Origin of the sequence: Enterococcus dispar ATCC 51266 (assembly GCF_000406945.1) — a bacterium.
GTDB lineage: Bacteria > Bacillota > Bacilli > Lactobacillales > Enterococcaceae > Enterococcus_C > Enterococcus_C dispar.
Map to the genome: position 1 here is coordinate 2713382 of NZ_KE136354.1, position 12250 is coordinate 2725631.

A 12250-nucleotide genomic window follows, 5' to 3' on the forward strand; every position below is an offset into this window, starting at 1 on the left:
TAAATGGTGAAACGCGGAGATATCTTCTTTGCTGATTTGTCACCGGTTGTAGGATCTGAACAGGGAGGGATTCGCCCTGTTTTAATTATCCAAAATGATCGGGGCAATCATTTTAGCCCAACTGTAATTGTGGCTGCAATTACAGCTAAAATGGCAAAACCTAAATTGCCTACTCATGTCGGCATTAAGGCGACAGATAGTGGCATTAATAAGGATTCGGTAATTTTATTAGAACAGATTCGAACGATTGACAAAAGCCGCTTGAAGGAGAAAGTCTGCGTTTTAGATTCTGGTACGATGAAAGCTGTAGATCGTGCATTGCGCATTAGCGTGGGTTTAGCAGATTTAACGCCTGCACCGCAGGCTACATAATAAAAAAGCACTTCAACAAGTTCTGGCGCTTGTTGAAGTGCTTTTTTATTATTTAATACTCGTGAGAGGACAAGCATTTTTTATTTAGAAGCAAATACTACGAGATTATGAATATCGTTGATACAGGCTTGTAAAGTGACTCTTTCGCCGCCGCCTGTACCAATCATTTTATCCCAATAGTCTGCGCCATCGCTAAGCCGATATGCTTCATCATCAACTTGGGTGATTTCATTTACTGTATAAGTGGTGACTTTACCGCTAGCATCTGATATTCTAAATTGAGAACCTATTCCAAGGGTAAAAATGACGTCAAAAGCTCCAGGATTATGAGCAATGATGTGGGTATTTAAGCCATCATCACCCGATTGAACAGGTGAGCCACCCCACGTAGCAGCGCGACTGTGGTCAGAATCAATGACTGCTTGCCCGCTTCCTTGCCCGGCATTTTGATAATTGATAAATTTACCATTGATTTCTAATTGCATGGGTTGAATTGTAGCAGGAGCACTTTGAGCAACTGGTGTTTCACTTGTATTTTCATTATTAGTAGCGGCTTGTTGATTGTTAGCTTGCGAATTAATGTTACCGTTTTCTTCGCTTGTAGTTGTAGGAGATTGTGTTTCAGCCGCCGCAGTGTCTGCTGCATTTGCATTGTTTTCTTGGGCTTGTGCGGCTTCTTGAGCTTGTTGTGCTGCCACTTCTTCAGCTTCTTTTTTAGCGGCTGCTTCTTTTTCCATTTTTTCTTTTTCGATTCTTTCTTTTTCAGCTTTTGCTTGGGCTTCTGCTTTTGAATCAATGATGTTTACAGTAACTTGCTTTGTACTTGTATTACCAGTTTCATCTTTTGCAATCAACAGAACGGGTGTAACAGCTACGTTGTTAGTATCCAGTGGTGTTTGGACTTCTAAGGTTGGATTTTCATCTTGATCGTCACTAACTGCAAAATAGTCAGTCGGTTTAAATTCCGTGCCGCGTTCCATCGTAATTGCAGCGTCTCCGGAAATAGTTGGAGCAATAAGATCACTAGGTGTTTGAGCAGCAGCAGAGTTACTACCATATGTAGTGCCAGAAGTATAAAAGTCAAAAACGAGAAATGCAACGAGAGCGCTTAAACAAACAATTATTAATTTTATTGCTCTTTTACTCCATAATTTTTTTAACATAGTGTTTCCCCCCATTACTATGTTTGCATCTGCAACAAATCTGATTTTAGCTAGGACCTCTTGCTTTACACTCTTAGATTAACGAGATTCGAAGTAAAAGTTAAATAAATTTCACAATAGATAACGTTTTTTATTTTTCGTGCAGCAGTAGACCCATTGGTGTTACTGGTTTTTCAAAAACCATTCATAAATTTCTGTTTTGTGAAAAAAACTGGAGTGATAAAAATTAATAAATAAAAATTCGACAATTAATCGCTAGGGGTCTACTTATATGTTAAAATAAAATTAAAAAAATGGCAAGTTGGTGAGTTAAATGAGAATGTTATTGAATACAGCTATGAAAAGACGTTTATACTTAATCGAATTTCTCGCTAAGCAACAACGCTGGTGGCCGCTAGAAGAGGCTGCAGCTCATTTGAATTGTTCTACAAAAACGTTAATAACGGACGTTAACTATATTAATGAAGAAATGGAAGAATATCTCCATATTGATATTTCAAAAGTGCGTGGGATAAAGGCCCATCCGATGAAATCCAATAAAATTAATAACATTTACCAAAATATAATTCAAAACTCCAATGAATTTCAGTTTATCGAGCAGGTATTTTTATATCCCAATCAAGATGCAGAGTATTGGATTAATAAATTATTTTTGAGTGAAGCCACTTTTTATCGTTTAGTAAATAGTACAGCGAAGGCTTTGAAAAGAAGAGGTTTAAAACTAGAACGTAAACCATTTCGGATTACTGCTCCAGATGAACGTTGGGTCCGCTTTTTCTATCAGTCTTATTTTCTTGAGGCTTACGGCTCCGCCAAATGGCCTTTTGACATAGAGCGACAACAGTTAGTTTGTTTTGTTATGCGGACATCAACTGACTTTGATATTTTATGGGATGATCATGAAATTATTGAATATGCTTACCTTTTAATGGTGACGATTATTCGTGCGTCGCAGGGATTTACTTTAAGCGAAGCGATTTACGCTGAAGAAGATGATCTTTTAGATCATCTCATTCAAAGTAATCATAGTTACAGTGAAAAATTTGCGAGCACAAATTATCAATTGGTCTCTAAATGGTATCGTGAAACGAGTCGAACTGTTTTTCATGAATACTATAATTGGGACAATCAACAACAGGAAATACGCATTCAGACGGCTCTTGAACGGTTTTTAAAATCTATCTCCCAAGCAGTAGACTTTCCTTTAACTCAAATGAATGAAAAGAAAATTTTACAACAATTGATGGGCCTTTATTCCACCTATAGCCTATATCCCTATGATCGTGAAATTTTGCATAATCAAAGTCAAGAATCTGCTCAAAATATTCAGCGTATTTATCCTATTTTTTCAAAGATTGTTAGTGTGAATTTAAAAGAAATTGAAAAGGACTGTAATTTTCCTTGGGTACAAAAAACGGAGTCAGATGTTTTATGTATTTTGTTAAAAGAATGGGAAAACTTACCGATTCAGCTAGAAAATTTACGCCGTCGTCTATCAATTTTAGTTGTTAGTGATATGGGAATACGTCATGCCAATATGTTGCGTAGCTTGCTAAAGGGACAATACGGAGAACGATTTAAAATTGACTTGTATAAGGAATCGCCACTTTTTATTTCACCAGTTGAAATGAAACAATTTGAAGAATATGATTTAGTGATTACGAATGATCAGATTCATAATTATCAAAACAGGAACTTGATGATTGTGGATAACTATCTTTCTGAAACGGACTGGGATGTTTTGAATAGACGTGTTATTTCGATTCAAAAAGAAGCTTCGGATCGTTATTTGGAAAAACTAGATACAGCAGACTTCCGCTCTGGTCGTTCTGTTTACCCTAGCCGCCAGTCGAATGAACGCATAGCAACCTTTATTATGGACGAATCATTAAATAAGCGTAAAAAACAATAATCTAACGGTGGCAGCTTAAAAAAGTACCATCTAACCAGTATTGGTTAGATGGTACTTTTTGGATTATAATAAGAGTAACTGGGGGAATGAGGATGAAAAAAGAGCAGTGGCAAAAAATTAAAGAAAACTACAGCGAGCAACGAGAATTTTTAGATGGTGTTTTTTATCGTCTACGTTTTTTATCAGAGGATAAAGCCGAACTTGCAATTATTCATTCAGGGCCTTGCGGAGAAACCATTCACGCACCAAAAGTGACTTTTGATGTAGCGAATTTACAACCGCTAAGCGCTTTTGATAGTTTGGCAACACCAACTATCAATTTGTCCTATGCACAAGCGCCAGAAAAAGTCAGCGAAATGTTTGATTTAACTGTGGAAAAATTTTTAAAAGCAAAGAATTTAGGGTGATTTGATGATAGAAATGGTAATTTTTGATATGGACGGTTTGCTATTAGACAGTGAACAAATGTATCAACGAGGCTGGCTGAAAGTTGCAAAAAATCATGGTATTTCATTAACAGAAGCGGATATGAGAGGGTGGAGTGGCCAAAGTGCCAGTCAAACGATGGCCAAATTAGCCAATCACTTTGGTTCAAAAGAGATTGTCGAAGAAATGAAAGCGGAGCGGGAAGTTTTTATTGCCGATGAATTAGCTAGAGGTGCCTTGAAGCTGAAGCCTTATGCCAAAGAAACTTTAGCAAAGGTCCGAGAAAAAAATCTATACTGTGGACTCGCAACGTCAACATTGAAAAAAAGAGGACAGATGTACTTGGATTATTTTGATTTAGCGCCTTTTTTTGATGCGATTACGTTTGGTGATGATGTAAAAGAACTAAAACCTGATCCTGAGATTTATTTAGCTACAGCGGCAAAAGTTAAAGCAAATCCTAAATATACCTTGGCGGCAGAAGATTCTTTGACGGGAGCCAAAGCAGCGATGCAAGCGGGGATGAATGTCGTATTAATTCCAGATCAAAGTCTCCCTGCCAATCATCGTGATCCTGCGGAAATTGGCTTGACGCCATTTTTGCAAGGCACAAGTTTAAAAGTTCTCTTAGATTTTTTGAAAACGTTGTAAAGAATAAAGCGGTTGTGACAGAAGTGGTCAGCTTCAAGAAATAAGTCGGAATTTCTAGAAAGTATTTCTTGAATTTTGCGAAATTTCGGCTTGTTTTCTAAAGAAGCTGCTTCTGAAATACCGTTTCTTTAGAAAAAGGAGGGATGACAAGATTTTTGTCATCCCTCTTTCATTCGTTTTTCAAAAGAACCGTATTTATTTCTATATAATGATAATTTTGATAAACTTAAAGTAATGCTTAAGAAGGTTGGAAATGTAGCGAAATTGCAAGCCTTTTCTTTATGACAGATTGTCATAAGTGTCAAAAAGACAATAGGATTACAATTTTTTAAGATGGCAGCTAAATTTAAAGCGTGGTAAAGTAAGCAAGCAGAAAAAAAATAAAGGTGATGAATATGCAGCATATTAAAAATGTTTTTGAATTATATAAAACAGACTGGAAACGAATTTTTAAAAATCCGATGGCAACTTTTCTAATTGTTGCGTTAATGATTTTACCTTCTTTATACGCTTGGTTTAACATTAAAGCTTTGTGGGATCCTTATGGGAATACTGGGGAATTGCCAATTGCCGTCTATAGCGATGATGCGGGTGCCAGTTTACAGGACAAAAAAGTAGAGATTGGCGATCAGGTGATTGATACGCTTCATAAGAATAAACAGTTAGGTTGGCGTTTTGTAGATTCAAAAGAAGACCTGACAAAAGGCGTACGCTCGGGAAAATATTATGCAGGGATTTATTTACCCAAAGAATTTTCCCAAGATTTGTTGAGTTTTACCACGGGGACGATTAAAAAACCGACAATTGAATATTATATTAATGAAAAAATTAATGCGATTGCTCCAAAAATTGCTGATAAAGGTGCCACTAGTTTGCAAGAGCAGATTTCGAGTCAGTTTATTGATACTGCCAGCAATACATTAATGAAAGTATTTAATGAAGTAGGCTATGATATTGATAGTAATTTAGTCAGCATTAACAAAGTGAAAAATTTGATTTTAACTACCAATGATAATTTGGATCAAATTGAAGGCTATACCAAAGAAGTTGTAGCGTTAAAAGGGAAAATGCCTGAAATTAAAGAAAAATTGAATAAAGCCAATCAATTTATTGATTATTTGCCACAAGTGGATGAAATGGGAAATAAATTAGTCAGTTTGAATGATAAAATGCCGCAATTGAAAAAAGAAGCGGCAATTATTCTGGATTTACAGGCTAAAATTCCCGAGATACAAAATGCAGGTAAGCAGTTAGCAATGGTGGATGGTGATTTTGAGAATATCAAGAGTACCATGAATGCCGGAATTAAGGATGCTAAACAAGGACTGACAATTATTGAACAAGTCCAAGGGATTTTACCTGATATTCAAAAATTAGGAAATCAAGCACAAGAATTTGCGAATACGACAAAAGAAGGAGCCGAAGAACTTCAAAAGGCCATTCCTAATATTACGCAAAGTGTCAATATGATTTTAAATAATTTGCAATTTATTCATACGGAATTAAATAGTGCGTTAGAAGATGTCGCTACAGCTTTAAAAGATAATCAGTTATCCACTGAAGAAAAAAAGGCGATCGACAAAACGTTACAAGATTTTGTTAGCCATTTAAATACGCAGCAGACAATTATTCAAAATTTGGTGGATTTTATCAACAAACTACCCAACGCTAATGATAGCCAAGTTTTACAAGATTTAATTAGTCGCTTAAATAATGCCAAAACGTTGATTGGTGGCTTAGCAAATCGTGTTACAACGTTAAATGGCTATATCCAAACGGGAGATGTGAATGCAGCACTTAATTTTATTGATCAAGTCCAAAATGTAGGCGATGAAGTGAATAATGTTTTGAGTGGCATTGATGCGACAAAAATCTCCAGTGAAATTTCAAAAGGTTTAACGCAATTAATTACTACCATTAACACAGCAGATGGGTTATTAACGAAAGCGCAACATATTGATTTTCAATCACTATTGTCTTCAACTAAGACTACGATTACCAATGCTATTAAAATTTTGGAAAAATATCAAAAAGAAATGCCAGCCATTGGCAAAGAATTACATGATGCCAATGTGATGTTAAATGGCCATATGGATGCGATTGTATCTGGTATTAATAAAGGCGCTGACCTCTATAAAAATGATTTGCCAGAAGTTGAGAAAAAATTAGCCTTGGCGGTAGATTTTTATGAAAAAGATTGGCCGGGAATTAAAAAAGATTTGACCAGTACGATGGGAATGGTGAATGACAAATTACCAGAAGTTGAAAAAGCCTTAGATGTGGCGACAGATTTAATTCAAAATAACTGGCCATCGCTAAGAACTGGAATTGAAAAAGCCGCCGCGGCCATCAAAAAAGGGGAAGAAACTGCGGACCTTGGTGAAATTATCAAGTTATTGAAACTGGATGCCAATAAAGAAAGTGAATTTTTCACCAATCCTGTTGCTTTAAAAACCAATCAAATGTACCCAATGGCAAACAATGGTTCTGCCAGCACACCATTTTATACCGCGCTATGTCTATGGGTTGGTGCATTATTGTTATCTAGTGTTGCCGCAACGGATGTTTTCATTGAAGATAAAAACAAAGGTCGTTTTTCAAAACGGGAAACTTTTGTAGCACGGATGTTAACTTTCTTAACAGAAGGAGTAGGGCAAGCTCTGATTGTAACCTTAGGGAATTACTTCTTATTAGGTGTAGATGTCAAGCAACCAGTTTATGCTGTTTTATTTGGATTATTAGTTGGACTTGCCTTTATGATGATTGTCTATGTGTTGGCAGCTTTATTTGGCAATATCGGAAAAGGGATTGCGATTATTATCCTTGTGCTCTCAATTTCTGGTGGTGGGGGGAATTATCCCATTCAAGTTTCAGGCAAGTTCTTCCAAATGATTAATCCATTGTTGCCGTTTACTCATGCGGTTGATTTATTACGGGAGTCAGCAGGAGGAATCTATTGGCCCAATGCTTGGCCTAATATTTTCATTATGTTAGGACTCTTTATTTTCTTTGGTGTTGTTGGTGCAATTGTCTACCCATACTTAGAGGGTGCGACCAAAAAACTAGGAAATATGACCAAAGAAAGTCACTTCTTCCATTAAGATAGTTGAGGACAAATTGTAGAATTGAAATTGCTGCAATTTGTCCTCTTTACTAAGTGTTTTAGAAAGCGATTACTTTGCTTTGCTGATTATGCTTGAAACTACTTAAAAAAACCACGGATATTTAAATGAAATTTTCATTGACATTTTCAAATGAGAGGCGTAGCATACACTCTTGATTGCAGTAATTATTTTTATTTTTTGGGTTGTGACAAAATAACTATGAGTAAGTTTGTGAGATTAAATATTTTGTAAAGGAGTAAGGAAAAGTGAATTATTTAAAACGGCTGTTAGTAGGGCGGCCTTTAAAGTCTGCAGAAAATGATGATCAAAAATTAACGCGTTTTGCGGCGTTAGCTTTATTATCTTCTGATGCGCTATCTTCCATTGCATACGGAACCGAGCAAATCGTTGTCGTATTAGTAGCGTTGTCCACGGCAGCAATTTGGTATTCATTGCCTATTGCAGCTTTTGTTATTATTTTATTGGTTTCACTAACCTTGTCGTACCGTCAGATTATCCATGCCTATCCGCATGGTGGGGGCGCCTATGTGGTGAGTAGTGAAAATCTGGGACGTAACGCGGGGCTTATTTCTGGAGGCTCACTGCTAATTGACTATATGTTGACTGTTGCTGTATCTGTTTCTGCCGGAGCAGAAGCTATAACTTCTGCTGTTCCAGCGCTATACGGCCATCAGGTTGCCATTTCAATTTTTATCGTTTTACTTATTATGATGATGAATTTGCGGGGCTTAAGGGAATCAGCTAGTTTTTTGATGGTGCCGGTTTATACATTCATCGCTGTAATTACGATTTTGATTGCGGTAGGATTATTTAAGATTATTAGTGGCGCACAACCATTAAATGCGACTGCATTACCAGGAGCAGTTGTTCCGGGAATTTCGATTGCATTAATTTTACGGGCATTTTCTTCTGGTTCATCTTCTTTAACTGGGGTAGAAGCCATTAGCAATGCTGTACCATTCTTTAAAAAGCCACGGGCAAAAAATGCTGCTGCAACTTTAGCAATTATGGCGAGTATTTTAGGCTTCTTCTTTGTAGGGATTACATTTATTAACTATTGGTATGGTGTTGTGCCTAAACAAGAAGTAACGGTTTTATCTCAAATTGGCGAAGCTGTTTTTGGTCATGGGATTATGTATTACGCCCTGCAATTTACAACAGCGTTAATTTTAGCGGTAGCGGCTAATACTGGTTTTTCTGCTTTTCCTGTTTTAGCCTATAACTTGGCTAAGGATAAATTTATGCCCCACATGTATCAAGACCGTGGTGACCGCCTGGGCTATTCGAATGGGATTATTACCCTAGCGGCTGGGTCTATTGTCCTATTGTTTATTTTTCAAGGGTCAACAGAACGTTTAATTCCGCTTTATTCTATTGGGGTATTTATTCCTTTTGCGTTATCCCAAACCGGAATGGTACGTCATTGGCAAAAGCAAGGCAGTGGCTGGCTAAAAAAATCAATCGCCAATATTGTAGGAGCTTTTATTTCTTACGCGATTATTACGATTTTATTTGTTTATCGCCTTAGTGATATTTGGCCTTTCTTTATTATTATGCCGGTCTTACTTTTCATTTTTTACAAAATCCATGATCATTATCGCAAAGTTGCCGAACAGCTGCGTCTAATGGAAGATGAAGCCAAGCTTCACACCTATGACGGCAATACTGTAATTGTTTTAGTCGGAAATGTTACCCGTGTAAATGTGGGGGCTTTGAATTATGCGCAATCGATTGGTGATTACGTTGTGGCAATGCATGTTTCTTTAGATGAAGATGTAAAAAAAGAAAAAGAAATTGAAGCCGAGTTCAAACAGAATTTCCCAGATGTTCGTTTTTCTGTTGTTCATTCCTCTTACCGTTCAATTGAAAATCCGATTATCCGTTATGTCGATTTAGTTAGCAAGAACGCTATGAAACATAACTATACGACAACGGTAATCATTCCCCAATTTGTACCGCGGCGGCGTTGGCAAAATATCTTACACAATCAAACCAGTTTGCGTTTGCGTCTGCGTTTGTCTTGGCGTCAAAATATTGTCGTTGGAACGTACAGTTATCATTTGAAGAAATAAAAAAAGACCTGGAAATACCGTTCCAAAGTAGCAACTTACGTGCCACTTTGGAACGGTATTTTTTAGATCTTTTTTGTGGAAAGAGGAATTAGATACTTTTCAAAAGAAATAAGTCTGATTCGTATCAATTTTCCTTAATATGAAAAAGCTAAATACGTTCATTTCACTTTTCTTTGTGTCTATCAAAACGAATACGTTCTCTTCTGCAATAAGCCGAAATTTCAAGAAATTTGAAGAGCAATTTATCAAAATTTCCTCTTATTATTTGAGAGCTGATGGAGTTTATTTCGCTTTCTTATACTATTTAGATGTTTTGCCGGCTGGATCTAAACGGTGTTCCACCATTCCCAAAATCCAGTCCGTGAAAATTGCCATTAAAGCAGTAGGTAAAGCACCGGCTAAAATAATAGAAGCGCCATCTGTGGCATTGGTACCCCGAATAATGATATCACCTAGACCACCAGCCCCCACGAAAGCACCGATAGCTGTGATCCCGATGGCTACCACTAAGGCATTACGTATCCCCGCCATAATGACAGAAATCGAAAGGGGTAATTCAATAAGGTAAAGCCGTTGCCAACTCGTCATACCCATCCCCTTACCAACGTCTAAGGCATTTTTATCTACTTGTTTCATGCCAGTATACGTATTTTTGACAATTGGCAAAATGGAATAAAGGAAAACTGTTACAATCACGACATTAACGCCCAAACCTAAACCAATCATTAAAATGGATAGCATTGCGAGTTGTGGGACGGTTTGAATGACGTTGGCGATTCGAATAACCCAATCGGCTAATTTATGTCTTTTGGAAATTAAAATCCCTAATGGAATTGCTACAATCGCTGCCAATAGTACTCCGTAAATCGAAATTAAGAAGTGACGTAAAAATTGACTGAAAACGTAGCTGCCATTTTCTCTAAAGTAATAAATAAATTGTTCGGCTAAATTCATATTTTGCAAGTCCATTTACTCACTTCCCTTCGAAATAGTGATTGTCTTTAAGAAATTTTTCAGCAACGACAGAAGGCTCGACTAAATTGTTGTCAGCTTCGTAGTTTAGTTTTTGCATTTGGGGTGTATCAATGACGCCTTCTAAGCGGCCCAGTGCCGTTTGCAGATCAGGATATTTTTTTAACAAGGCATTATCGGCAATAGCCGCTGCATCATAAGGCGGGAAGAATTTTAAGTCATCTTCTAGCATCACCAAATCATAGCTGGCGATTCGGCCGTCAGTCGAGTAGCCCAAGACAATATCCATTTTACCGGCGGCTACAGCGTCATATACCAAACCAATTTGCATGGGTAAGATATTTTTAAACGAGAAGCCATACTCTTTTTGAAATCCGTCATATCCATCGCCTTTACGATTAATCCAAGACGTATCGACGCCGGCAACCAATTCGTCACTAACATTTTTCAAGTCGCTAATTTTTTTCAAATTATATTTTTTAGCAGTATCTTTCCGTACTAAAAAGGTATACGTGTTATCAAAACCATAAGATTTAAACCAAGTTTGTTGATAACGTTTGTTGAATTCTGATTTTACAATTTTAAAAGCTTCTTCCGGGCTTTTCACTGGTTCCAGACCTAAAGTAGCTGTTAAATCAGTCCCAGTGTATCGAGCTGCCGAAATTTGAGCATCGCCATTGACCATGGCTTGATTGTTAATTGTAGTTGTTGCCAAATTATTAATAATTGTTGTATCTAAATCGGTGTAATGTTCAATCATGCCAGCAACTAAGCTTGCCAAAATTTGAGCTTCAGAAGTGATACCGCCCGTAATTGCGACCGTGTTTTCACTACTAGAAGAAGCTAATCCGGGAAAAGAACACCCCGCTAATAAAACAGTAGTCATAAGTGTAAGGAAGAGTGTTTTTATTCTTTTCATTAATCCGTCCCCCTTAATGCTTTTGGTGTTAAGTAATTTTCTAACAATCCCAAAAGGAAATCACTTAGTAAGGCCAATAATGTAACAGGAATTGTGCCTGCAAAGATTAAATCAGGTTGGTAGTTGTTTAAACCACTGAAAATCAAGTCACCCAAGCCGCCAGCGCCAATATAAGAAGCAAGAGTAGCCCAAGCAATCACATAAACAGAGGCTAAGCGAATCCCAGCCATAATCGTTGGCATCGCAATCGGTAGTTCGACACTAAAGATGGACTGCAAATTTGTCATTCCCATACCACGCGCCACATCCAAATAATTGTCGTCAACATTTTTCATCCCAATATAAGTATTACGTAAAATTGGTAAAAGAGAATAGATGAATAACGCGATAATCGCAGGTACTTTTCCGACACCAAAAATCGGAATCATCAGCGCTAAAAGAGCGAGAGAAGGAATCGTTTGTAACGCACTCGTAACAGTGATAACAATGTTAGCCGCTTTTTTAAAGCGCGTCAAAAGAACACCAAGCGGCACGGCAATTATAATTCCCAATATTAAAGCAAAAAAGGAGATATAAATATGCTCAAAACTTTTGTTTAAAATTTCTGAACCATGCTTTGCAAAAAAATCAGCCATCCT

At 37.1% G+C, this 12250-nt stretch carries 10 protein-coding genes; 6 read left to right on the forward strand and 4 right to left on the reverse strand.

Annotation, left to right across the window (positions count from 1 at the left end; all coding sequences use genetic code 11):
- Positions 1-3: 3 nt before the first annotated feature.
- Complete coding sequence (locus tag RK01_RS12865) at positions 4-372, forward strand: type II toxin-antitoxin system PemK/MazF family toxin (protein ID WP_016173719.1); 369 nt, start codon at positions 4-6, stop codon at positions 370-372.
- Between the two features lie 80 nt (positions 373-452).
- Here the strand turns inward: RK01_RS12865 and RK01_RS12870 are convergent, their stop codons facing one another.
- Positions 453-1535, reverse strand: coding sequence for a sortase domain-containing protein (locus RK01_RS12870; RefSeq protein ID WP_016173720.1), 1083 nt, complete (start codon positions 1533-1535; stop codon positions 453-455).
- A 313-nt stretch (positions 1536-1848) separates the two neighbouring features.
- On the opposite strand from RK01_RS12870, the gene RK01_RS12875 reads away from it, so the two are divergent.
- From RK01_RS12875 to RK01_RS12895, 5 genes are all read left to right on the forward strand, one after another.
- Positions 1849-3447, forward strand: coding sequence for an AcpB/EbpR/MafR family transcriptional regulator (locus RK01_RS12875; protein WP_244874971.1), 1599 nt, complete (start codon positions 1849-1851; stop codon positions 3445-3447).
- 92 nt (positions 3448-3539) lie between these two features.
- Entirely contained in the window at positions 3540-3854 is a 315-nt protein-coding gene (locus tag RK01_RS12880; RefSeq protein WP_016173722.1) for a hypothetical protein, read from the forward strand.
- A gap of 4 nt (positions 3855-3858) precedes the next feature.
- A complete protein-coding gene (locus RK01_RS12885; protein WP_016173723.1) occupies positions 3859-4524 on the forward strand; it encodes an HAD family hydrolase in 666 nt (221 codons plus the stop codon).
- Positions 4525-4919: 395 nt separating this feature from the next.
- A complete protein-coding gene (locus RK01_RS12890; protein ID WP_016173724.1) occupies positions 4920-7625 on the forward strand; it encodes a YhgE/Pip domain-containing protein in 2706 nt (901 codons plus the stop codon).
- A gap of 269 nt (positions 7626-7894) precedes the next feature.
- Entirely contained in the window at positions 7895-9721 is a 1827-nt protein-coding gene (locus RK01_RS12895) for an APC family permease (RefSeq protein WP_016173725.1), read from the forward strand.
- 300 nt (positions 9722-10021) lie between these two features.
- On the opposite strand, the gene RK01_RS12900 is transcribed toward RK01_RS12895, so the two are convergent.
- From RK01_RS12900 to RK01_RS12910, 3 genes are read right to left on the reverse strand one after another with little or no spacing between them, the layout of a single operon-like run.
- On the reverse strand, positions 10022-10684 hold the full coding sequence (locus RK01_RS12900; protein ID WP_195516023.1) for an ABC transporter permease: 663 nt from the start codon (positions 10682-10684) through the stop codon (positions 10022-10024).
- Positions 10685-10694: 10 nt separating this feature from the next.
- Complete coding sequence (locus RK01_RS12905; protein ID WP_016173727.1) at positions 10695-11612, reverse strand: osmoprotectant ABC transporter substrate-binding protein; 918 nt, start codon at positions 11610-11612, stop codon at positions 10695-10697.
- Positions 11612-12247, reverse strand: coding sequence for an ABC transporter permease (locus tag RK01_RS12910; RefSeq protein WP_016173728.1), 636 nt, complete (start codon positions 12245-12247; stop codon positions 11612-11614). The genes RK01_RS12905 and RK01_RS12910 overlap by 1 nt, the downstream gene beginning before the upstream one ends.
- Between the last annotated feature and the right edge of the window lie 3 nt (positions 12248-12250).